The sequence below is a fragment of the Aromatoleum anaerobium genome (assembly GCF_012910705.2).
Taxonomy (GTDB): domain Bacteria; phylum Pseudomonadota; class Gammaproteobacteria; order Burkholderiales; family Rhodocyclaceae; genus Aromatoleum; species Aromatoleum anaerobium.
Genome location: NZ_WTVG02000038.1, coordinates 157296 through 180361 on the forward strand (window position 1 = coordinate 157296; position 23066 = coordinate 180361).

Sequence of the window (23066 nt, forward strand, 5' to 3'; positions counted from 1 at the left end):
GCTTCGGTTCGTTGATTACTTGCGATTGTTGATCACCGCTTCCGCAACGCTCTTCGGCGCCTCGGAATAGTGCTTGAATTCCATCGAGTACGTCGCGCGGCCCTGGGTCAGCGACCGCAGCTGCGTCGCGTAGCCGAACATCTCCGCGAGCGGCACTTCGGCCTTGACCTCTTTCATGCCTCCGGGCAGGTCGTCCATACCCTGGACGATGCCGCGACGACCGGAAAGATCTCCCATGACGTTGCCCATGTAGTCCTCAGGGGTTTCGACGACCACTGCCATCATCGGCTCGAGCAGCACCGGGCTCGCCTTGCGCATCGCATCCTTGAACGCCATCGAAGCGGCCATCTTGAACGCGTTTTCGTTCGAATCCACATCGTGGTACGAACCGTCGAACAGCGTGACCTTGACGTCGACGACCGGGAAGCCGGCCAGCACGCCGTTCGGCAGCGTTTCCTGCAGGCCCTTGTCGACCGCCGGAATGTATTCGCGCGGCACGACACCGCCCTTGATCGCGTCGACGAACTCGTAGCCCTTGCCGGTTTCGTTCGGCTCGAGCTTGATCCACACGTGGCCGAACTGACCGCGACCGCCGGACTGCTTGACGAACTTGCCTTCCTGCTCGACCGACTTGCGAATCGCTTCGCGGTACGCCACCTGCGGCGCGCCGACCGTCGCTTCGACGTTGAATTCGCGCTTCATCCGATCGACGAGAATTTCGAGGTGCAACTCGCCCATCCCGGAGATGATCGTCTGGCCCGACTCCTCGTCGGTCCGGACGCGGAACGACGGATCTTCCGCCGCCAGGCGCCCGAGCGCGATACCCATCTTTTCCTGGTCCGCCTTGGTCTTCGGCTCGACGGCGACGTGGATCACCGGCTCCGGGAAGATCATGCGTTCGAGGATGATCGGCGCCGACGGATCACACAGCGTTTCACCAGTGGTCACTTCCTTCAGGCCGACACATGCCGCGATGTCGCCGGCCAGCACTTCCTTGATTTCCTGCCGCTCGTTTGCGTGCATCTGCAGGATCCGGCCGATGCGCTCCTTCTTGCCCTTGACCGAGTTCAGCACCGTCTCGCCGGATTTCAACACGCCGGAATACACACGCACGAACGTCAACTGGCCGACGAACGGGTCGGTCATCAGCTTGAACGCGAGCGCGGCGAACTTCTCGGAATCGTCCGCACGCCGCTCGACGTGTTTTTCGTAGTCATCGACGCCGGAGACCGGGGGGATATCGACCGGCGACGGAAGCAATTCGATGACAGCGTCGAGCATCCGCTGAACGCCCTTGTTCTTGAACGCCGTACCGCACAACATCGGCTGGATTTCGCAGGCGATCGTGCGCTGACGCAGGCCGGCTACGATCTTCTCGTGCGGCAGATCGCCATTCTCGAGATATTCGTTCATCAGCTCTTCGCTGGCTTCGGCAGCGGCCTCGAGCATCTTCTCGCGCCACTCTTCGGCCGACGCCTGAAGCTCGGCCGGAATCTCGCGGTAGTCGAACTTCATGCCCTGGGAAGCCTCATCCCAATAGATGGCCTTCATGCGGACCAGGTCGACGACACCAACGAAATTCTCCTCCGCCCCGATCGGAATCACGATCGGCACGGGGTTCGCCTTGAGACGCAGCTTCATCTGGTCGACGACCTTGAAGAAGTTTGCCCCCTGGCGGTCCATCTTGTTGACGAACGCGAGACGCGGCACCTTGTACTTCGTCGCCTGGCGCCACACCGTTTCGGACTGCGGCTGCACGCCACCGACCGCGCAGTACACCATGCATGCGCCATCGAGGACACGCATCGAACGTTCGACTTCGATCGTGAAATCGACGTGTCCCGGTGTATCGATGATGTTGAATCGATGCTCCGGATAAGACAATTCCATGCCTTTCCAGAAGCAGGTGGTCGCAGCCGAGGTGATCGTGATCCCCCGCTCCTGCTCCTGCTCCATCCAGTCCATCGTCGCGGCGCCGTCGTGAACTTCACCAATCTTGTGGTTCACGCCGGTATAAAAAAGGATGCGCTCGGTCGTCGTTGTCTTGCCGGCGTCAATGTGAGCCGAAATACCGATGTTGCGGTAACGCTCAATGGGAGTCTTGCGAGCCACGATCTATCCTGCCTTAGAGAATTCGCGCGCTGCGCGAAAATCCATTTGTCTTGTCACAAAACAATCGAGCCCTTGCCAGGGCCCGATTAACCACCGTTCCGGAAACTTAGAAACGGTAGTGAGAGAACGCCTTGTTCGCCTCGGCCATGCGGTGCACTTCCTCGCGCTTCTTCATTGCCGAACCGCGCCCTTCCGCGGCCTCGAGCAGTTCGCCGGCGAGGCGCTGGGCCATCGACTTCTCGGCGCGCTTGCGGGCGGCTTCACGCAGCCAGCGCATCGACAGGGCCATGCGGCGCGACGGACGCACCTCGACCGGCACCTGGTAGTTCGCACCGCCGACGCGGCGGCTCTTGACTTCGACAACCGGCTTGACGTTGGCAACCGCCGACGAGAACACCTCGAGCGGATCCTTGCCAGCCTTGCCGGAAATCTGCGCAAACGCGCCATAGACGATACGCTCGGCGACGGATTTCTTGCCGGCCTGCATGATCACATTGATGAACTTGGATACGTCCTGCGAGCCGAACTTCGGATCGGGCAGGATTTCACGCTTCGGTACTTCGCGACGACGGGGCATGACAACCTCTAGCTATTTCTGAATGCCGACAATTAGGCTTTCTTCGGGCGCTTCGCGCCGTACTTCGAGCGGGACTGCTTACGATCCTTGACGCCCTGCAGGTCAAGCGAACCGCGCACGATGTGGTAACGCACACCCGGCAAGTCCTTGACCCGGCCACCACGAATCAGGACCACCGAGTGCTCCTGCAGGTTGTGGCCTTCACCACCGATATAGGAGATGACCTCGAAGCCGTTGGTCAGGCGCACCTTGGCGACTTTCCGCAGCGCGGAGTTCGGCTTCTTCGGCGTGGTCGTATAGACCCGCGTGCATACGCCGCGCTTTTGCGGACATGCATCGAGTGCCGGCACCTTGCTTTTGATGACGGCCAGTTGCCGCGGCTTGCGGACGAGCTGATTAATTGTTGGCATAGCTTGAGAATTTTCCATTATACCGAGGCGCCCCCACGGGCCGCCTCGGGCGGTTGATTCCGGCTGCGACTGACTACGATTGGTCAGCCCACAAAAAGAGGCCGGATGTTATCCTGAAATACGGCTCTACGTCAACCGGCCTGCACGCCCTGCGAGACGTCGGCCGGCACCTCCGGCGGCACTTCCTGCATTTCCGCCCATGCGTGCTCGGGGCCCAGATCCTCCCCTGCGTTCTGCGCCTTGCGGTTGCGGTGATATGCCATGCCGGTACCTGCGGGAATCAGGCGGCCGACGATGACGTTTTCCTTCAGTCCGCGCAGATCGTCGCGCTTGCCCATGATTGCCGCTTCGGTCAGCACACGCGTCGTTTCCTGGAAGGATGCCGCCGAGATGAACGAGTCGGTGGACAGCGAGGCCTTGGTGATACCCAGCAGGACATTCTGGTACTGTGCCGGCAGCTTGCCCTCGGCCTCGATGCGGTCGTTCTCGTCGAGCACTTCGGAACGCTCGACCTGCTCCTCGCGGATGAAGCGTGAATTGCCCGCGTCGTTGATGACCACCCGGCGCAGCATCTGGCGAACGATCACTTCGATGTGCTTGTCGTTGATCTTCACGCCCTGCAGGCGATACACGTCCTGCACCTCGTCGATGATGTAGCGCGCCAGCGCCTCGATTCCCTGCAGACGCAGGATGTCGTGCGGGTCGGCCGGCCCATCGACGATCAGCTCACCCTTGTTGACGACTTGGCCGTCATGGACCATGACGTGCTTGTCTTTCGGGATCAGGAATTCGTGCGCCGTCCCGTCGGCCTCGGTAATGACGAGGCGCTGCTTGCCCTTGGTGTCCTTGCCGAACGACACCGTGCCGGTGTATTCCGCCAGCACGCCGGCGTCCTTCGGGGGACGCGCTTCGAAGAGCTCCGCCACGCGCGGCAGACCACCGGTGATGTCGCGGGTCTTCGCCGATTCTTGCGGAATCCGCGCGAGCACGTCGCCGACGCTCACTTCCTGGCCGTCCTTGACGGTGATCAGCGAGCCGACCTGGAAAGTGATCGCCACCGAATGGTCGGTGCCGGCGATCTTGACTTCCTCGCCCCGCTCGTCGAGCAGCTTGACCTGCGGACGCACGCCCTTCGACGACGCGCCGCTCGTGCGGCGCTTGCCGTCAATGACGACCAGCGTCGACAAACCGGTCACTTCGTCGATCTGCTTCGCGACAGTCGCGCCCTCTTCGACATTCTCGAACTTCACCGTGCCGGAGTATTCGGTGACGATCGGACGGGTGTGCGGGTCCCACGTCGCCAGCAGCACCCCGGCCTTGATCGGCGCGCCGTCGTCGACCAGCAGCGTCGCACCATACGGCAGCTTGTGGCGCTCGCGCTCGCGACCCATGTCATCGGCAACGACAATCTCGGCCGAGCGCGCGATGATGACTTTCTCGCCCTTCGCATTCGAGACGTAACGCATGTTGCCGGCGAAGCGCACCGTACCGGCCGACTTCGATTCGACGCCGCTCGCGGCGGCAGCCCGCGACGCCGCGCCGCCGACGTGGAACGTCCGCATCGTCAGCTGCGTGCCCGGCTCACCGATCGACTGGGCGGCGATCACACCGACCGCTTCGCCGACGTTCACCTGCGAGCCGCGGCCGAGATCACGGCCGTAGCACTTGCCGCACAGGCCGTAGCGGGTTTCGCACGTCAATGCAGTGCGCACCTTGACTTCGTCGATACCCAGGCTCTCGATCAGGTCCACCGCATCCTCGTCGAGCAGCGAGCCGGCTTCGATAACCGTTTCCTGCGACTCCGGGTTCACGACATCCTCGGCACAAACGCGGCCGAGGATCCGGTCGCGCAGCGGCTCGATGACTTCACCGCCTTCGATCAGCGCCTTCATCACGAAGCCGTCGCGCGTGCCGCAGTCGTCCTCGGTGACGACCAAGTCCTGCGTCACATCGACCAGACGGCGCGTCAGGTAACCCGAGTTCGCGGTCTTCAGCGCGGTGTCGGCCAGACCCTTACGGGCGCCGTGCGTCGAGATGAAGTACTGCAGAACGTTCAGGCCTTCGCGGAAGTTCGTCGTGATCGGCGTCTCGATGATGGAGCCGTCCGGCTTCGCCATCAGGCCGCGCATGCCGGCGAGCTGACGGATCTGCGCTGCGGAACCGCGCGCGCCCGAGTCCGCCATCATGTAGATCGAGTTGAAGGATTCCTGCTTGACGTTCTCGCCCTTGCGGTTGACGACGTCTTCCTGGCCCAGCTGGTCCATCATCGCCTTCGCGACCTGGTCACCGGCACGACCCCAGATATCGACGACCTTGTTGTAGCGTTCGCCGTCGGTCACGAGACCGGAGGTGTATTGCCGCGCGATTTCCTTCACTTCCTGCTCGGCCGCATGGATCAGCACGTCCTTCTGCTTCGGCACGAGCATGTCCTTGACCGCGATCGAGATGCCCGCGCGCGTCGCCAGACGGAAGCCGAACTGCATCAGCCGGTCGGCGAACACGACCGTTTCCTTCAGCCCGCAGCGGCGGAACGAGGCGTTGATCAGCTTCGAGATTTCCTTCTTCTTCATCGGCTTGTCGAGCACGCTGAACGGCAGTCCCGGCGGCAGGATCTCGGACAGCATCGCGCGACCGGCGGTGGTGTTGTAGCGCGTGATCTTCTCGCGCCGCTCGCCCTCAGCGGACACTTCGACTTCCTTCAGGCGCACCGACACGCGGGCGTGCAGCGACAGCTGCTTCGACTCGTACGCGCGCTTGAGCTCGCCGACGTCGGAGAACGCCATGCCTTCGCCAGCGACATTCACGCCTTCGCGCGTCGCGTAGTACAGGCCCAGCACGATGTCCTGCGACGGCACGATGATCGGCTCGCCGTTCGCCGGCGACAGCACGTTGTTCGACGCCAGCATCAGCGTGCGGGCTTCCATCTGCGCTTCGAGCGACAGCGGCACGTGGACGGCCATCTGGTCGCCGTCGAAGTCGGCGTTGAACGCGACGCAGACGAGCGGATGCAGCTGGATCGCCTTGCCTTCGATCAGCACCGGCTCGAACGCCTGGATGCCGAGGCGGTGCAGCGTGGGCGCGCGGTTCAGCATCACCGGATGTTCGCGGATGACTTCTTCCAGGATGTCCCAGACGACGGGTTCCTGGCTCTCGACCATCTTCTTCGCCTGCTTGATCGTCGTCGCCAGGCCCATCAGTTCGAGCTTGTTGAAGATGAACGGCTTGAAGAGCTCGAGCGCCATCAGCTTCGGCAGGCCGCACTGGTGCAGCTTCAGCTGCGGGCCGACGACGATGACCGAACGGCCCGAGTAGTCGACGCGCTTGCCCAGCAGGTTCTGGCGGAAGCGGCCGCCCTTGCCCTTGATCATGTCGGCGAGCGACTTCAGCGGACGCTTGTTCGCGCCGGTCATCGCCTTGCCGCGACGGCCGTTGTCGAGCAGCGAATCCACCGACTCCTGCAGCATGCGCTTCTCGTTGCGCACGATGATCTCCGGCGCCTTCAGCTCGAGCAGCCGCTTCAGGCGGTTGTTCCGGTTGATCACGCGACGGTAGAGGTCGTTCAGGTCGGAGGTCGCGAAGCGGCCGCCGTCGAGCGGCACCAGCGGACGCAGGTCCGGCGGCAACACCGGCAGCACTTCGAGAATCATCCACTCGGGCTTGATGCCCGACTGCATGAACGCTTCGAGCACTTTCAGGCGCTTCGAGAACTTCTTGATCTTCGCTTCGGAGCCGGTCGTCTCGAGGTCGCCGCGCAGCTTCTCGATCTCGAGCTTGACGTCGAGCGTGCGCAGCAGGCCGCGGATGCCCTCGGCGCCCATCAGCGCATCGAAGTCGTCACCGTACTCTTCGACTTTCGCGAGGTAGTCGTCCTCGGTCAGCAGCTGGCCGCGGTTGAGCGGCGTCATGCCCGGCTCGACGACGACGAAGGCTTCGAAGTACAGCACGCGCTCGATGTCGCGCAGCGTCATGTCGAGCACCATGCCGAGACGGCTCGGCAGGCTCTTCAGGAACCAGATGTGCGCGGTCGGGCTGGCGAGCTCGATGTGCGCCATGCGCTCGCGGCGCACCTTCGACAGCGTCACCTCGACGCCGCACTTCTCGCAGATCACGCCACGGTGCTTGAGGCGCTTGTATTTGCCGCACAGGCACTCGTAGTCCTTGACCGGGCCGAAGATCTTCGCGCAGAACAGGCCGTCGCGCTCGGGCTTGAACGTGCGGTAGTTGATCGTCTCGGGTTTCTTGACTTCGCCGTACGACCACGAGCGGATCTTGTCCGGCGACGCAAGGCCGATCGTGATCGCGTCGAACTGGTCTTCGTTCGGCAGGGTTTGCTTGAACAGGTCAGCGAGCAGGCTTTTCATAAATCACTCCATCGAGGCATGCGTATTGGGCATAGCCCCGGTTCAGATGCTGTCCAGATCGATGTCGATCGCGAGCGAGCGGATTTCCTTCACCAGCACGTTGAAGGACTCGGGCATGCCCGCGTCGATCTTGTGTTCGCCCTTGACGATGCTTTCGTACACCTTCGTCCGGCCGGTGACGTCGTCGGACTTCACGGTCAGCATTTCCTGCAACGTGTAGGCCGCGCCGTACGCTTCGAGCGCCCACACTTCCATTTCCCCGAACCGCTGGCCGCCGAACTGCGCCTTGCCGCCGAGCGGCTGCTGTGTGACGAGCGAGTACGGGCCGGTCGAGCGGGCGTGCATCTTGTCATCGACGAGGTGATGCAGCTTCAGCACGTGCTTGTAGCCGACGGTCACCTGGCGGTCGAATGCTTCGCCGGTGCGCCCGTCGTACAGCGTCACCTGGCCGCCGGGAGCGAGCCCGGCGAGTTCGAACATCGCCTCGATCTCTTCTTCCTTCGCACCGTCGAACACCGGCGTCGCGAACGGCACGCCCTTTGTGAGGTTCGACGCCAGCTCGATGATCTCGTCGTCCTTCAGCGACCCCATGTCCTCCGGGCGGCCGTTGTCGTTGTAGATGTGCTCGAGCAGCTCGCGCACCTCCGCGGCGGCGGCGTTCGCGCGCAGCATCGCGCCGATCTTGTTGCCGAGCGCCTTGGCCGCCCAGCCCAGGTGGGTTTCGAGGATCTGGCCGATGTTCATCCGCGACGGCACGCCGAGCGGGTTGAGCACGATGTCGACCGGCGTGCCGTCCGCCATGTGCGGCATGTCCTCGACCGGTACGATCCGCGACACCACGCCCTTGTTCCCGTGGCGGCCGGCCATCTTGTCGCCGGGCTGCAGGCGGCGCTTCACCGCCAGATAGACCTTGACCATCTTCTGCACGCCCGGCGGCAGTTCGTCGCCCTGCGTGAGCTTCTTCTTCTTGATCTCGAAAGCCTGATCGAAGTCCTTGCGCGTCTTTTCCAGACCCTCGCGGATCGCTTCGAGCTGGCCTGCGAGCTCCTCGTCGGCCATGCGGATATCGAACCAGTGGTAGAACTCGAGCGAATCGAGATACTCGCCGGTGATCGCCGTCCCCTTGGCGAGCTTCTTCGGCCCGCCGTTGGCTTTCTGGCCGACGATCAGGCGGCGGATCCGCGCGAACGCGTCGCGCTCGACGATGCGCATCTGGTCGGCGAGATCGGTCTTGAAGCTGCGCAGCATGTCGTCGATGATGCTCTGCGCGCGCTTGTCGCGTTCGATCCCTTCACGCGTGAACACCTGCACGTCGATGACCGTGCCGTTCATGCCGGACGACACGCGCAGCGACGTATCCTTCACGTCGGACGCCTTCTCGCCGAAGATCGCGCGCAGCAGCTTTTCTTCCGGCGTCAGCTGGGTTTCGCCCTTCGGCGTGACCTTGCCGACGAGCACGTCGCCGGCGTCGACTTCGGCGCCGATATAGACGATGCCCGACTCGTCGAGGCGCGACAGCTGCGCCTCGCCGAGCGACGCGATGTCGCGCGTGATTTCCTCGGGGCCGAGCTTGGTGTCGCGCGCGACGACCGTGAGTTCCTCGATGTGGATCGACGTGAAGCGGTCTTCGGCGACGACGCGCTCCGAGATCAGGATCGAGTCCTCGAAGTTGTAGCCGTTCCACGGCATGAACGCGACCAGCATGTTCTGGCCCAGCGCGAGCTCGCCGAGGTCGGTCGACGCGCCGTCGGCGATGACGTCGCCGCGGCCGATGTGATCGCCGACCTTGACCACCGGGCGCTGGTTGATGTTCGTGTTCTGGTTCGAACGCGTGTATTTGATCATGTTGTAGATGTCGACGCCGACTTCGCCCGCGAGGGTTTCGTCGTCGTTGACCCGCACCACGATCCGGTTCGCATCGACATAGTCGACGATGCCGCCGCGCATCGCCTGCACCGCGGTGCCGGAGTCGACCGCGACGGTGCGCTCGATGCCGGTGCCGACGAGCGGCTTTTCCGGGCGCAGGCACGGTACGGCCTGCCGCTGCATGTTCGCGCCCATCAGCGCGCGGTTCGCGTCGTCGTGCTCGAGGAACGGGATCAGGGACGCCGCGACCGACACGATCTGGCCCGGCGCAACGTCCATGTACTGCACCTGGTCGGCGGTCGACAGCGCGAATTCACCCTTGTGGCGGCACGACACGAGGTCGCCTTCCAGCATGCCGTCGGCGCCGATCTCGGCGTTCGCCTGCGCGATCACGTACTGGCCTTCCTCGATCGCCGACAGGAAGTCGATCTGGTCGGTGACCTTGCTATCGACGACCTTGCGGTACGGCGTCTCGAGAAAACCGTGGCGGTTGGTCTGCGCATAAACGGCGAGCGAGTTGATCAGACCGATGTTCGGACCCTCCGGCGTCTCGATCGGGCACACCCGGCCGTAGTGCGTCGGGTGCACGTCGCGGACTTCGAAGCCGGCGCGCTCGCGCGTCAGGCCGCCCGGGCCGAGGGCCGAGACGCGGCGCTTGTGCGTGATCTCGGACAGCGGGTTGGTCTGGTCCATGAACTGCGACAACTGGCTCGAGCCGAAGAACTCCTTGATCGCGGCCGAGATCGGCTTGGCGTTGATCAGGTCGTGCGGCATCAGGTTGTCGGACTCGGCTTGGGACAGCCGCTCCTTCACCGCGCGCTCGACGCGCACCAGACCGGCACGGAACTGGTTTTCGGCAAGCTCGCCGACCGACCGCACACGACGGTTGCCGAGGTGATCGATGTCGTCGATCTCGCCACGGCCGTTGCGCAGTTCGACGAGCACCCCGATGACGGCGAGAATGTCTTCGTTCGACAGCGTCGCCGGCCCTTCCTCGCCACGCGGGCCGACGGTCTCGTAGAAGCGCTTCAGCCAGCCCGGCGCCTTGTCCTCGATCTTCTCGGGATAGGCGCGGCGATTGAACTTCATGCGGCCCACGGACGACAGGTCGTAGCGTTCCTCGGAATAGAACAGGCCTTGGAACAGGGCTTCGACGGCGTCTTCCGTCGGCGGTTCGCCCGGACGCATCATGCGGTAGATCGCGACGCGCGCCGCCCACTGGTCGGCGGTCTCGTCGATGCGCAGCGTCTGGGAGATGTACGCGCCGCGGTCGAGATCGTTGACGTAGAGCGTCTCGATGTCCTTGACGCCCGCGTCGCGCAGCTTGTCGAGCAAGTCTTCGGTGATCTCGTCGTTCGCCCGCGCGACGAGCTCGCCGGTTTCCGCGTCGACGATATTGCGCGCGATGATGCGACCGAGCAGGAACTCGTCGGGAACGGAAATCATCTTGACGCCCGCCTGGTCGAGCTCGCGGATGTGCTTGGCGGTGATGCGCTTGTCGCGCGCGACGATCACGTTGCCGGCGCCGTCGGTGATGTCGAACTTCGCCACATCGCCGCGCAGGCGATCGGGCACGAGTTCGAACGCCGCCTCGTTGCCCCTGAGGTGGAACGCGTCGAAGTCATGGAAAGTCGCGAGGATTTCCTCCGGTCCCATGCCGATCGCGCGCAGCAGGATCGTCGCCGGCATCTTGCGGCGGCGGTCGACGCGGAAGTACAGCGCATCCTTCGGATCGAACTCGAAATCCAGCCACGAACCGCGATACGGGATGATGCGCGCCGAGAACAGCAGCTTGCCCGACGAGTGCGTCTTGCCGCGGTCGTGCTCGAAGAACACGCCGGGCGAGCGGTGCAGCTGCGAGACGATGACGCGCTCCGTGCCGTTGATGACGAACGACCCGGTGGTGGTCATGAGCGGGATCTCGCCCATGTACACTTCCTGCTCCTTGACTTCCTTGACCGTCTCCTTCGGCGCATCGCGATCGAGAATCACCAGCCGCACGCGCGCGCGCAACGGCGACGCAAAAGTCAGTCCGCGCTGCTGGCACTCCTTGACGTCGAAAGCAGGTTCGCCGAGCATGTACTGCACGAATTCCAGTCGCGCGTTGCCGCTGTGACTGGAAATCGGAAAGATCGACGTGAACGCGGCCTGCAGGCCATGGTTCAGGCGTGAGGGCGGAGGCGTATCGGCCTGCAGGAAAGAGGCGAACGATTCGATCTGGGTTGCGAGCAGGAAAGGTACGTTCAACACTGCCGCGCGTTTGGCGAAGCTCTTGCGGATACGTTTCTTTTCGGTGTAGGAATACGCCATGGATGCTCCGGGTAGAGGTCGGACGTCAAAGAGACAGAACGCAGCGCCCCGTGGGGTGCGGGCCGGGCAGGAGGCGAGTAGACACCTGCGCTCGCACTGGGTTCTGGCTTCTTGGCGTTACAAAGCACGAAAGGGCCAGCGCTCCGGAGAGCGCCAGCCCCGAAAAACAAACAGGTATTACTTGATCTCGACCTTGGCGCCGGCGTCTTCCAGCTGCTTCTTGATCGCTTCGGCGTCGGCCTTCGAGATGCCTTCCTTGACGGCCTTCGGCGCGCCGTCGACCAGGTCCTTCGCTTCCTTCAGGCCCAGGCCGGTGGCGGCACGGACGACCTTGATCGCCTCGACCTTCTTCTCGCCGGCGGCAAGCAGGATCACGTCGAACTCGGTCTTTTCCTCGACCACGGCAGCGGCAGCGCCGGCACCCGGAGCGGCCACGGCCATCGAGGCGGCGGAAACGCCGAACTTCTCTTCGAACGCCTTGACCAGGTCGTTCAGTTCCATCACCGTCATCGAGCCAACGGCTTCGAGGATGTCTTCTTTGCTGATTGCCATTTCAAAACACTCCTAAATCGAAAACTATTCGGAAAACGCTCAGGCGGCCACTTCTTCCTCGCGTTTCTTCGCGAGGGCAGCCAGCGTGCAAGCGAAACCGGTCACCGGCGCCTGCATCACGCCCAACAGCCTGGCGAGCAACTCTTCGCGACCCGGGATCGACGCGAGCGCCTGCACGCCGGCCTTGTCGAGCGTATTGCCCGCATAGGAACCGGCTTTGAGCACCAGCTTGTCGTTACCCTTCGCAAAATCGTTGAGCACCTTGGCTGCGGCGACCGGATCTTCCGAGATACCGTAGATCAGCGGACCGACCAGCTGGTCCGACAGCCCGGCAAACGGCGTTTCGGCGATCGCGCGGCGCACCAGGGTGTTTTTCAACACACGCAGGTAAACGCCAGATTCGCGGGCCTTGGCACGCAGCCCGGTGAGATCGCCCACCGCTATGCCGCGATACTCGGCCACCGCGATGGTCTGTGCGTTGGCCACTTGTGCCGACACCTCTGCCACTACGGCTTTCTTGTCATCGAGATTGAGACCCACAGGCCTTTCCTCCTTTCAAGTCCACACGCGAACCGCAAAACTGCGATTCGCACCCACGGCGACCTGGATCAGGAGCGCGGCTGAAGAATCAGCCAGAATCCTGTTCTGGGTACACCGTCTGCGCAGGCCATTGTTGAATGCTTAAGCGGTCACCGAAGTGACCACACCTGCGGTCTTTGACGATTCGTCCCGGCACCGCGGCGCCGGGACGACCCAAAGTTCTAGTTTCAGCCTTGTCAGGCGGCGTTGATACTCGACGGCTCGACGCGAACGCCCGAACCCATCGTGCTCGACAGCGCGACCCGGCGCAGATAGATACCTTTCGACGCGGCCGGTTTGGCCTTCACGAGCGCATCGATCAGCGCGCCGAGGTTCTGCTGCAGGGCTTCGGTGCTGAACGAGGCACGGCCGATCGTCGCGTGGATGATGCCGCCCTTGTCGGTGCGGTACTGCACCTGACCGGCCTTCGCATTCTTCACCGCGGTCGTCACGTCCATCGTCACGGTACCCACTTTCGGGTTCGGCATCAGCCCGCGCGGGCCGAGAATCTGGCCCAGCTGGCCGACGACGCGCATCGCATCCGGGGTGGCGATGCACAGATCGAAATCAATGTTGCCGGCCTTGACCTGCTCGGCGAGATCTTCGAAACCGACCACGTCGGCACCCGCGGCACGCGCGGCTTCGGCCTTGTCGCCCTGCGCGAAGACCGCGACGCGGACGCTCTTGCCGGTACCCGCGGGCAGCACGACGGAACCGCGCACCAGCTGGTCCGACTTGCGCGCATCGATGCCGAGATTCACGGCGATGTCGATCGACTCGTCGAACTTGGCCGTCGCGCATTCCTTGACCAGCGCCAGCGCTTCGGTCACGGGATAGCTGCGGTTGCGGTCAACTTTGGTACGCAGCGCCTGAACGCGCTTGGAAAGCTTCGCCATGATTACAGCCCCTCCACGGTGATGCCCATGCTGCGGGCGGAACCGGCGATGGTACGCACCGCGGCTTCCATGTCGGCAGCAGTCAGATCGGCCATCTTGGTCTTGGCAATTTCCTCGACCTGGGCGCGCGTGATCGAACCGACCTTGTCGGTGTGCGGCTTCGGCGAACCCTTCGTGATCTTCGCAGCCTTCTTGATCAGGATCGTCGCCGGCGGCGTCTTCATGATGAAGGTGAAGCTCTTGTCCGCGAACGCCGTGATCACCACCGGAATCGGCAGACCGGGCTCGAGACCCTGGGTCCGGGCGTTGAACGTCTTGCAGAATTCCATGATGTTCAGGCCGCGCTGACCGAGTGCGGGACCGATCGGGGGGCTGGGGTTGGCCTTACCAGCTGGCACCTGCAGCTTGATATAGCCGGTGATTTTCTTCGCCATTGCGGCTAGCTCCTGTCTTGAGTACAAACGCACCGGCGGCGGCCGGTGCTCCTCGCTACGCCCGGTTCATCGGGCACATCCGGGCCCGGAGGCCCGCCTGCGTCAGGTTTTTTCGACCTGACTGAAATCCAGCTCCACCGGCGTCGCACGACCGAAAATCGTCACGGACACCCGCAGCTTGCTCTTGTCGTAATTGACGTCTTCCACCGCGCCGTGGAAATCGGTGAACGGGCCTTCCTTGACGCGCACGACTTCGCCCAGCTCCCACAGCACTTTCGGGCGCGGCTTCTCGACGCCTTCCTGCATCTGCTGCATGATTTTCTCGACTTCCTTCTCGGAAATCGGGGAGGGCTTGTTTGCCGTACCGCCGACGAAACCGGTGACCTTCGGCGTCGACTTCACGAGGTGCCAGCTCTCGTCGTTCATTTCCATCTCGACGAGGACGTAGCCGGGGAAGAATTTCCGCTCGGAAATGCTCTTCTGGCCGCTCTTCATTTCGACGACTTCTTCAACCGGCACCAGGATCTGGCCGAAAAAATCCTGCATCCCGGAGCGATTGATCCGATCCACCAAGGCGCGTTGGACAGACTTCTCGAAGCCCGAATAGGCATGTACCACGTACCAGCGCTTCGTCATGATTACTTCCACCCCAGGATCAGGTCGTACAGCACCCATTCCAGACTCTTATCCGTGACCCACAAAAAAGCCGCCATCAGAACAACGAAGGCGAACACCAGACCCGTGGTCTGCACCGTCTCTTTGCGTGACGGCCAGACGACTTTCTTCGTTTCGGTGATCGACTCGCGCGCGAACGCAACAAAACGCCGTCCCGGTTCCGACTGCCAAGCGACCGCGACGCCGGCGGCGACACCAGCGAGAACCGACAGCACACGGAGAACCAGCGCCTGCTCGGAAAGCAGGTAAAAGCCGACCACACCGGCCGCAATCAGCGCGAGAGCCAGCGCAACCTTGAACTTATCGGCCATCGAAATATGAATACCCGGAAAGGAGTGGCAGGGGCAGAGGGAATCGAACCCCCAACCTTCGGTTTTGGAGACCGACGCTCTGCCAATTGAGCTATGCCCCTGCAGCAGAGACTACGAGGCGCCTCTCTTCCGAGACGCCTGCCGATCAAGCAATCGCTATAAAGACACTACGCAATTACTCGATGATCTTGGCGACGACCCCGGCGCCGACGGTGCGACCGCCTTCGCGGATCGCGAAACGCAGGCCTTCTTCCATCGCGATCGGCGCCATCAGCTTGACGGTGATCGAGACGTTGTCGCCCGGCATCACCATCTCGGTGCCTTCGGGCAGCTCGATCGAACCGGTCACGTCGGTCGTGCGGAAGTAGAACTGCGGACGATAGTTGTTGAAGAACGGCGTGTGGCGGCCGCCTTCTTCCTTCGACAGCACGTACACTTCGCCGGTGAAGTGGGTGTGCGGCTTGATCGAACCGGGCTTGCACAGCACCTGGCCGCGCTCGACGTCTTCGCGCTTGGTGCCGCGCAGCAGCACGCCGACGTTGTCGCCCGCCTGGCCCTGGTCGAGCAGCTTGCGGAACATCTCGACGCCGGTGCAGGTGGTCTTGACGGTCGGCTTGATGCCGACGATCTCGACTTCCTCGCCAACCTTGACGATGCCGCGCTCGACGCGCCCGGTGACGACCGTGCCGCGGCCCGAGATCGAGAACACGTCTTCGATCGGCAGCAGGAACGGCCGGTCGATCGCGCGCTCCGGGGTCGGGATGTAGCTGTCGAGCGCGTCCGCGAGACGCATGATCGCCGGCTCGCCGATGTCGCTCTGGTCGCCTTCGAGCGCCTTGAGCGCGCTGCCCTTGACGATCGGCACGTCGTCGCCCGGGAAGTCGTACTTCGACAGCAGCTCGCGCACTTCCATCTCGACGAGTTCGAGCAGCTCCTCGTCGTCGACCATGTCGCACTTGTTGAGGAACACGATGATGTACGGCACGCCGACCTGGCGGGCGAGCAGGATGTGCTCGCGCGTCTGCGGCATCGGGCCGTCGGCGGCCGAGCACACCAGGATCGCGCCGTCCATCTGCGCCGCGCCGGTGATCATGTTCTTGACGTAGTCGGCGTGACCGGGGCAGTCGACGTGCGCGTAGTGACGGTTGGCGGTCTCGTACTCGACGTGAGCGGTGTTGATCGTGATGCCGCGCGCCTTCTCTTCGGGCGCCGCGTCGATCTGGTCGTAGGCTTTCGCCTCGCCGCCGAACTTCTTCGACAGGATCGTCGTGATCGCCGCCGTCAGGGTGGTCTTGCCGTGGTCGACGTGACCGATCGTCCCGACGTTTACGTGCGGTTTCGTCCGCTCAAACTTGCTTTTCGCCATGCCGCCACCTCATATTCAGAATCAGAAAAACCGGACCGATCGACTGCTACGCCAGACCGGCAGAAAAGCTGTGGTGCCCATGACGTGGATTGAACACGTGGCCTCTCCCTTACCAAGGGAGTGCTCTACCACTGAGCTACATGGGCTCCGAAACAACCAACCGCCGAACCTGGAGCGGGTGAAGGGAATCGAACCCTCGTCATAAGCTTGGAAGGCTTCTGCTCTACCATTGAGCTACACCCGCATACAACGCAGACGAACCGCATTACACCCGATGCCAGTCATCAGACCGAACTGAAGCCGGCAACAAAAACTTGCTGGTGGAGGGGGAAGGATTCGAACCTTCGAAGGCAGTGCCGTCAGATTTACAGTCTGATCCCTTTGACCGCTCGGGAACCCCTCCAAGCGAAGCGCTGGACTATAGAGGCCCAAAAGAGCCTTGTCAAATTTTTTCGAGAGTCCTTTTCCGAAAATTCGTTCAGCGTGCGATCTGCGCGAGCGGCATCTCGGTCGTGTCCTTGATCGACTGGAGCACGAACGAGGATTTCACGTTCGCGATACCGTCGAGCTTGAGCAGGCGATCCATGAGGAAGCGCGAAAAATGCTCCAGATCCTCGGCGACGACGTGCAGCAGGTAGTCCATCTCGCCGGTCAGCGCGAAGCACGACAGCACTTCGGGCGCCGATTGCACCGCGGCGTGAAACGCGTGCATCGGCGTGTCGCGCCGCTTCTCGAGGGTCACCGTGACGAAGGCCTGCAGGCCCAGCCCGAGGCGCCGCGGGTCGAGCAGCGCGGCATAGCCGCGGATCACGCCCGACTGCTCGAGCTGGCGCACGCGCCGCAGGCACGGCGACGGCGACAGGGCAACCTGTTGCGCGAGGTCGGCGTTGGAAAGGCGGCCGTCGCGCTGCAGCAGCTCGAGAATGCGCAGGTCGGTCCGGTCGATCGATTCGTTCATGAACTGCTCCGCCTCGTGGCTGGCTGAAATGGGCGGATGATCGCGCAGATTGGACGGATCCGTCACGAGAGCAATAATCGCGTACGGCACGAGCCGCCCGATCACAAGGAGACCTGCATGAATCTGCCCCACGCCCCGGCACGCCAGCCCTTGCCCACCGCATTCGCCGACGAGCTCGGCGCCCGCTTCGGTGCGCGGTTTTCGACCGCCCAGGCGGTGCGCGCGCATCACGGCCACGACGAGTCGCATTTCCCGGACATGCTGCCCGACGCCGTCGTCTGGCCCCACGACACCGCCGAGGTCGTCGCGATCGTCGAAGCCTGCGGCAGGTATCGCGTGCCGATCGTACCGTTCGGCGCCGGCAGCTCGCTCGAAGGACACATCCTGCCGCTCCATGGCGGCATCAGCGTCGACTTCTCCGAAATGAACAAGGTGCTCGCAGTCCATGGCGAAGACATGGACGCGGTCGTGCAGCCGGGGATTACGCGCAAGCAGCTCAACGCCGCGCTGCACGGCAGCGGACTCTTCTTTCCGGTCGATCCGGGGGCGGACGCGAGCCTCGGCGGGATGGCCGCGACGCGCGCGTCCGGAACCAACGCGGTGCGCTACGGGACGATGCGCGACAACGTGCTCGGCATGGTGGTGGTGCTTGCCGACGGCCGCGTCATACGCACCGGGGGACGCGCGCGAAAATCCTCGTCCGGCTACGACCTGACGCGCCTGATGATCGGCTCCGAAGGCACGCTCGGGCTGATCACCGAACTGATCGTGCGGCTGCATCCGCTGCCCGAAGCGGTGTCGGCGGCGGTCTGCGCGTTTCCGGACGTCGCCAGCGCGGTGCGCACCGTGATCCAGACGATCCAGCTCGGCGTGCCGGTCGCCCGCATCGAGCTGCTCGACGAACTGACGGTGCAGGCGATCAACCGCTACAGCAAGACGACGCTGCGCGAGTCGCCGATGCTGTTCTTCGAGTTCCACGGCTCACCGGCGAGCGTCGAGGAGCAGGCGCAGACGGTCCAGGAAATCGCCCGCGACAACGGCGGCCAGGACTTCGAATGGGCGACGCATCCGGAGGACCGCACGCGGCTGTGGGCGGCCCGTCACGACGTCTATTTCTCGTGCATCGCGCTGCGCCCGGGCTGCCGCGGGCTGACGACCGACGTGTGCGTGCCGATCTCGCGGCTTGCCGACTGCATTGCCGGCGCGCGCGAGGATATCGCCGCGAGCGGGCTGATCGCGCCGATCGTCGGCCACGTCGGGGATGGCAACTTTCATACCGTCGTCCTCGTCGACCCGAACGACGCCGCTGAGATCCAGCGCGCCGAGGCGCTCAACCGCAGGATCGTCGAACGCGCGCTGGCGATGGGCGGCACCTGCACCGGCGAGCACGGCATCGGCTTCGGCAAACAGGATTTCCTCGTCGCCGAGCATGGCCGCGAGGCGGTCGATGCGATGCGCGCGCTCAAGCGGGCACTCGACCCGGACGGCCTGCTGAATCCGGGAAAAATCGTGCCTGCGGGATAAAGCCCTCGGGGCCAGGGCAATCGCATCAAAATGCGGATGCCATTGTCGTTGACCCACTGAAAAAACCGTTAACAGTCAATGGATTACGCCGGGGCTGTTCACAGGATCTTGATTTGTGTAGTTTTCTGTCTTTTTGGGGTGACTCATGGAGACGGGAAATCGGGGAACTGGAAGCGAGAAGTTGTCGCTGGTGGAGGCGTTTTCTGGCCTTCCTGATCCGCGTGTGGCGGGACGGTCGAAACACGACTTGGTGGAGATACTGGTGATCACGGTCTGCGCCCTGGTGTGCGGGATCGACGACTTTGTCGGCGTTGAAGACTGGTCCAAGGAGCGCCTTGACTGGTTGCGGCGCTTCTTGAAGCTGGAGAACGGGATTCCGTCGCACGACACTATTGGCCGTCTGTTCGGGCTGCTGGACAAGAAAGCGCTGGAGGCAGGGTTCCGCCGCTGGGTCGGCGGCGTGCTGCCGGCGCTGGCCGAAGGCACGGTCGTGGCGATCGACGGCAAAGCGAGTCGGCGCAGTCGTCAGGCGGGCAAGCAGGCATTGCACATGGTCAGTGCGTTCGCCGCCGAGGCCGGATTGGTGTTGGGGCAGGAAGCCTGTGCCGAGAAGTCCAACGAACTGACCGCGATTCCCGTCCTGCTGGAAGCCCTGATGCTCAAGGGTGTCATCGTCACCATCGATGCCATGGGTACCCACGCCAACATCGCCCAATCGATTCGGGACAAGGAAGCCGATTACGTCCTGTCCGTGAAGGACAACCAGCCGACCCTGGCTGAATCGATCACGACCTTCTTCGAGATCGGCCAGTCCGAGGGCTGGAAAGCGACCAGGCACACCTACGTCGAGTCGGTCGAGAAGGATCACGGCCGTCTGGAAGTGCGCCGCTGCTGGGCCTTCGATCAACTGGCGTGTTTGGCCAATCCGCAGCAATGGCCGGACCTCATGATGTTCGGGGTGATTGAGGCAGAACGGACGATCAACGGCAAGACCAGCTGCGAGCGTCGCCTCTATATCGGCAGCATTGCCGCCGATGCCGCAACGCTGGCGAATGCGGTTCGCAGTCATTGGGGCATAGAAAATCGTGTTCATTGGTGCCTCGATGTCGCCTTGAACGACGACCAGATGCGTGCCCGCGTAAAGAACGCCGGCGCCAACCTCGCCATCATTCGTCGTCTTGTCCTCAATCTCTTTCGCCTCGACTCTTCTCGAAAAACCGGCATCCACACTCGACGCATCATCGCCGCCTCTTCCGACTCCTACCGCGAAACTATCTTGGGACTACAGGGGATTTGATGCGATTGCCCTGCCCTCGGGGCCTGCAGTGTGATGGTGTGCGGCCACCCGGTTATCATCGGCGGCTCCCGCCCGAGCCGACGATTCATGCCTCCTGCCCTCAAGGCCCTGTTTGCCCAGCTCGCCGGCTGCATCGTCGCCGCCACCCTTGTCCGCAGCGCCCCGCTGGGCGCGGGCATCTGGCCGCTCGTGGCCGTCCAGGCGATCAGCGCCGCGGCAACCGGGACGGTTCTTCGCAGCGCCCGGTGGTGGCTGCCGATCCATCTCGGCTTCGTCCCGCTGCTGGTGCTCGCCGGGCGGCTCGACGCCGATCCGGGCTGGTATCTCGCGGCATTCGGGTTGCTGCTCGCGGTGTATTGGACGAGCTTCCGCACCCAAGTCCCGCTGTATCCGACGAACCGGGCAACGGTCGCCGCGGTCGCCGACCTGCTGCCGCCCGGCCGGCGCTCACGGCTGCTCGACCTCGGCAGCGGCACCGGGTCGCTGCTTTGCCCCCTCGCGCGGTTGCGCCCGGACTGCCGCTTCAGGGGCATCGAGGCTGCACCCGGCCCCTGGTTGCTGAGCCGCCTGCGGGCGCGGGACCAACTCAATCTGCGCTTCGAGCGCGGGGATTTCTTTGCCCGCTCATGGTCTGATTTTGATGTGGTCTACGCCTTTTTGTCGCCGGTGCCGATGGCCAAGGTGTGGGCCAAGGCGCGCGAGGAACTGCGCACCGGCCTGCTGATCAGCAATAGTTTCCCGGTGCCCGGAGAGGCCCCGGAGCGGATTGTCCAGGTACCGGACGCACGCGCGACCGTCCTCTACATCTACCGCTTCGGATCGACCGCGCTCCAGACGGAATAGCGGCCGATTCCCCGTCCTTTTTCCCCGCTCGGCAGCCGAAACGAGCCCCGATAATGGCAGGGTGCCAAAAGGGGCCGCGAACGAGGAACACCGCAATGGCTGAAATCATCTGCGTCATCGGCAACAAGGGCGGAACCGGCAAGACGACGCTTTCCCACATGCTTTCGCAAGGACTGGGCTTGCTCGGGCATCGTTCGGCGTGCGTGCTGACCGACACCACGCGCGAGCCCCTGAGCCCGGAAGGGCGGCGCTACATCACCGCCGACGCCCGCACGCGTGACGCGCTGACCAAAGTCGTGGACAAGCTGCGCACCCTCGACGAATGGATCGGCATCATCGACGGCGGCGGCAACCGCACCGAGATGGATCGCCAGTTGTACGCGCTATCGGACATCGTGCTGCTGCCGTTCCGCGAGTCCCATGAAGACATTCGCACCGTGCTGCGCGATCTCGAAATGTTCCCGCGCGCCTACGCGGTGCCGGCCCAGTGGCCGACAAACGCCTGGCAGCGCGATGCCGCAGACCGCAGCGTGTCGCAGCTGATGGGAGCGTATCGCGAGCGGATCCTGAATCCCGTCTGCGCCCTTTCCGCGTCGAAGCTGCTGGTGCACAAGAAAGTGCCGGAACAATTGCCGACCCCGCTGGCCAATGCCTGCCGCTCACTCGCTCGCCAGGTGCTCGAGATCATGGAGATCGACTGCGCAGAACCGGCCGAAGCCGTGTGCGGCGACACGGACCAGCTTGGCGGCCGGCTCTCGCCCGCCGAGATGCCGATGCGCCTGAGCCAGGCGAGCCGCCGCTCGTACTGAAGGATCGATGGCGCAGGCTACAGCCGCGGCCCGTAGCGGGCGATCACGATCAGCGCCTGCGCCCGGCTGCTGACGTTCAATGCGCGGAAGATCGCCGACATATGCACCTTGACGGTCCCTTCCGACAATCCGAGCAGATCGGCGATCTCGCGATTGGATTTTCCTTGCGCCAGCAATTCCATGACCCGCGTCTGCCCGGCAGTGAGCCCGAAACGCTCGCTGGCCGACGCGCCGGAGCGCTTTCCGGCGCCCTCGGGCTCACTGGGCGCATAGATGCCGCCTTCGAGCACGCATCTGACTGCACTTCTCAGCACTTCGCCCGAACTCGCCTTCGACACGAAGCCCGAAGCTCCGCCTTTCATCGCGCGACGGATCGTCACCGAATCGTCAAGCGCCGACACGACGATCGCCGGCACGTCGGGAAAACGCCGCGCGAGCACCGCAAGCAAACCAAAACCGTTGAGGTCGGGCAGCATCAGGTCGATCACCGCGAGATCCCAGTCCGCGGTCTCCTCGAGTCTGGCAAGCGCCTCTTCCGAGCCTTTCGCCTCGACGCATTCCACGTCTTCCCCGAGTCGGGCGAGAGTCTGCGCCAGCGCCTCGCGCACGAGCGCATGGTCTTCGACGATGAGTATTCGGGTCACTGCGTGCTCCGGAGGAGGCGGCGATAGGCGGAAAGCATAGCACGCGCAAATGTAACGAAACGTTTTGCACCCCCCGACCCGGGACGGCCATGGGCAGCAGCGCTCCGGGAGGCGGAAACACCGGATTACGGCACGACCGCCCGTGATGACGTTACAGCGCCAGCGGTGGAAACCGCGACGGCGGGCCCCATCCCTCCAGGGTCGATGCATGGCGCCGTGCGCCGAGGCATGCTATGACGAATCCGCAGACATCCATCGCGAGCGATTCCTCATGCATAAGATGCACCCTTCGACGACGAAATGTGCTCGCCCCCCCGTCCGCAACAAAAAACCGGCACGCATGCCCCATGAGGAAGGCACGAGAGGATTTTTCGGGCACCATCTCGCCCCGCTTCCGCTCTCCGTCCGGACGCAAGCGTCGAGGCCGGCGTCTGCATCCGGAACCCGGGACCGGCCCGCGCGCCCGTCCGGGGGCGCGTTGCGACAGCGCCGCCGTCAGGGCGGCCCGGCAGCCCGTTACTTTAACCACTCGGCCGTGCCCA

18 protein-coding genes and 4 tRNA genes are annotated in these 23066 nt (G+C 63.7%); 4 read left to right on the plus strand and 18 right to left on the minus strand.

Annotation, left to right across the window (positions count from 1 at the left end; all coding sequences use genetic code 11):
* Positions 1-15 precede the first annotated feature (15 nt).
* The 17 genes from fusA to GO606_RS09800 all read right to left on the minus strand — a co-directional run bounded on the left by fusA (position 16) and on the right by GO606_RS09800 (position 17407).
* Entirely contained in the window at positions 16-2112 is a 2097-nt protein-coding gene (gene fusA, locus GO606_RS09720; RefSeq protein ID WP_169118079.1) for an elongation factor G, read from the minus strand.
* A 106-nt stretch (positions 2113-2218) separates the two neighbouring features.
* Positions 2219-2689: a 30S ribosomal protein S7 gene (rpsG, locus tag GO606_RS09725; protein ID WP_011237969.1), complete on the minus strand. Its 471-nt coding sequence runs from the start codon at positions 2687-2689 to the stop codon at positions 2219-2221.
* 32 nt (positions 2690-2721) lie between these two features.
* The gene (gene rpsL / locus GO606_RS09730; RefSeq protein WP_011237968.1) at positions 2722-3099 is read right to left on the minus strand and encodes a 30S ribosomal protein S12; all 378 of its coding nucleotides are present in this window, start codon (positions 3097-3099) and stop codon (positions 2722-2724) included.
* A 131-nt stretch (positions 3100-3230) separates the two neighbouring features.
* A complete protein-coding gene (rpoC, locus tag GO606_RS09735) occupies positions 3231-7460 on the minus strand; it encodes a DNA-directed RNA polymerase subunit beta' (protein WP_169118080.1) in 4230 nt (1409 codons plus the stop codon).
* Between the two features lie 42 nt (positions 7461-7502).
* Positions 7503-11636 (minus strand): DNA-directed RNA polymerase subunit beta, encoded by a 4134-nt coding sequence (rpoB, locus tag GO606_RS09740; protein WP_169118081.1) that lies wholly within the window; start codon positions 11634-11636, stop codon positions 7503-7505.
* A 177-nt stretch (positions 11637-11813) separates the two neighbouring features.
* Positions 11814-12188: a 50S ribosomal protein L7/L12 gene (rplL, locus tag GO606_RS09745; protein WP_169118082.1), complete on the minus strand. Its 375-nt coding sequence runs from the start codon at positions 12186-12188 to the stop codon at positions 11814-11816.
* A 39-nt stretch (positions 12189-12227) separates the two neighbouring features.
* Positions 12228-12728: a 50S ribosomal protein L10 gene (gene rplJ, locus GO606_RS09750; RefSeq protein WP_169118083.1), complete on the minus strand. Its 501-nt coding sequence runs from the start codon at positions 12726-12728 to the stop codon at positions 12228-12230.
* A 236-nt stretch (positions 12729-12964) separates the two neighbouring features.
* Complete coding sequence (gene rplA / locus GO606_RS09755) at positions 12965-13663, minus strand: 50S ribosomal protein L1 (protein ID WP_169118084.1); 699 nt, start codon at positions 13661-13663, stop codon at positions 12965-12967.
* Between the two features lie 2 nt (positions 13664-13665).
* Positions 13666-14097, minus strand: coding sequence for a 50S ribosomal protein L11 (gene rplK / locus GO606_RS09760; protein WP_169118085.1), 432 nt, complete (start codon positions 14095-14097; stop codon positions 13666-13668).
* 102 nt (positions 14098-14199) lie between these two features.
* The gene (gene nusG / locus GO606_RS09765) at positions 14200-14733 is read right to left on the minus strand and encodes a transcription termination/antitermination protein NusG (RefSeq protein WP_011237961.1); all 534 of its coding nucleotides are present in this window, start codon (positions 14731-14733) and stop codon (positions 14200-14202) included.
* 2 nt (positions 14734-14735) lie between these two features.
* Positions 14736-15083, minus strand: coding sequence for a preprotein translocase subunit SecE (gene secE, locus GO606_RS09770; protein WP_169118086.1), 348 nt, complete (start codon positions 15081-15083; stop codon positions 14736-14738).
* 25 nt (positions 15084-15108) lie between these two features.
* Positions 15109-15184 (minus strand) — tRNA-Trp (locus GO606_RS09775).
* Positions 15185-15258: 74 nt separating this feature from the next.
* A complete protein-coding gene (tuf, locus tag GO606_RS09780) occupies positions 15259-16449 on the minus strand; it encodes an elongation factor Tu (RefSeq protein ID WP_169118087.1) in 1191 nt (396 codons plus the stop codon).
* A gap of 71 nt (positions 16450-16520) precedes the next feature.
* Positions 16521-16595: transfer RNA gene (locus tag GO606_RS09785), tRNA-Thr, on the minus strand.
* Between the two features lie 24 nt (positions 16596-16619).
* Positions 16620-16693 (minus strand) — tRNA-Gly (locus GO606_RS09790).
* A gap of 74 nt (positions 16694-16767) precedes the next feature.
* Positions 16768-16852: transfer RNA gene (locus GO606_RS09795), tRNA-Tyr, on the minus strand.
* A 75-nt stretch (positions 16853-16927) separates the two neighbouring features.
* A complete protein-coding gene (locus GO606_RS09800) occupies positions 16928-17407 on the minus strand; it encodes an Lrp/AsnC family transcriptional regulator (RefSeq protein ID WP_169118088.1) in 480 nt (159 codons plus the stop codon).
* A 117-nt stretch (positions 17408-17524) separates the two neighbouring features.
* Here GO606_RS09800 and GO606_RS09805 point away from each other — a divergent pair, with 117 nt between their 5' ends.
* The 4 genes from GO606_RS09805 to GO606_RS09820 all read left to right on the plus strand — a co-directional run bounded on the left by GO606_RS09805 (position 17525) and on the right by GO606_RS09820 (position 21880).
* Positions 17525-18931 (plus strand): FAD-binding oxidoreductase, encoded by a 1407-nt coding sequence (locus GO606_RS09805; RefSeq protein WP_169118089.1) that lies wholly within the window; start codon positions 17525-17527, stop codon positions 18929-18931.
* Positions 18932-19076: 145 nt separating this feature from the next.
* Positions 19077-20228, plus strand: a complete 1152-nt coding sequence (locus tag GO606_RS09810) for an ISAs1 family transposase (RefSeq protein ID WP_246979353.1) — start codon at positions 19077-19079, stop codon at positions 20226-20228.
* A gap of 87 nt (positions 20229-20315) precedes the next feature.
* Complete coding sequence (locus GO606_RS09815; RefSeq protein ID WP_169117422.1) at positions 20316-21071, plus strand: class I SAM-dependent methyltransferase; 756 nt, start codon at positions 20316-20318, stop codon at positions 21069-21071.
* A gap of 95 nt (positions 21072-21166) precedes the next feature.
* Complete coding sequence (locus tag GO606_RS09820; protein WP_169117421.1) at positions 21167-21880, plus strand: P-loop NTPase family protein; 714 nt, start codon at positions 21167-21169, stop codon at positions 21878-21880.
* 17 nt (positions 21881-21897) lie between these two features.
* Here GO606_RS09820 and GO606_RS09825 read toward each other — a convergent pair whose 3' ends face one another.
* Positions 21898-22524, minus strand: a complete 627-nt coding sequence (locus GO606_RS09825; RefSeq protein ID WP_169117420.1) for a response regulator transcription factor — start codon at positions 22522-22524, stop codon at positions 21898-21900.
* Between the last annotated feature and the right edge of the window lie 542 nt (positions 22525-23066).